The 366-nt window shown below is 52.5% G+C and carries 1 protein-coding gene and 1 pseudogene; one reads left to right on the top strand and one right to left on the bottom strand.

Annotated features, from left to right (window positions below; all coding sequences use genetic code 11):
• Positions 1–72, bottom strand: a pseudogene (locus BK665_RS33580) (23S rRNA methyltransferase); the annotation flags it as partial.
• Positions 73–177: 105 nt separating this feature from the next.
• On the opposite strand from BK665_RS33580, the gene BK665_RS33575 reads away from it, so the two are divergent.
• Positions 178–366 (top strand): YhbY family RNA-binding protein (locus BK665_RS33575; protein ID WP_148053294.1); only part of this gene is annotated, 189 nt, incomplete at its 3' end.

The following is a 366-nucleotide window of genomic DNA, read 5'->3' as shown; positions in this document are numbered from 1 at the left end:
CTGCGCCTGCTTCACATAGGGATCATTGACATGTCTTTGCAGCCACTTAAGGCTTGTCCTGGAACGGGCCACTGGCCACCTCGAAAATAAAACGGGTCGTGATTAAGTGTGCGGTCCCGGACTCGCTCGGGTAAACTGGCCGCCGCTTTTTACGAGATCAGACACAGGGGTCAGATTATGCCGCTCAACCCAGAGCAGAAGAAACAATACAAAGCCATTGGCCACCATCTGAAACCAGTTTTGACTGTGGCTGACAACGGTTTGACTGAAGGTGTGTTAGCCGAACTTGAACGCGCTTTGGCGGATCACGAGCTGATTAAAATCCAGCTCAACATCCTCGATCGCGAATCCCGCCTGGCGACCATT

The organism is Pseudomonas frederiksbergensis (genome assembly GCF_003732665.1).
Taxonomy (GTDB): Bacteria; Pseudomonadota; Gammaproteobacteria; order Pseudomonadales; family Pseudomonadaceae; genus Aquipseudomonas; species Aquipseudomonas frederiksbergensis_G.
Note: the sequence above shows the minus strand (reverse complement) of the source record. Positions and strands in the feature narration are given on the sequence as shown.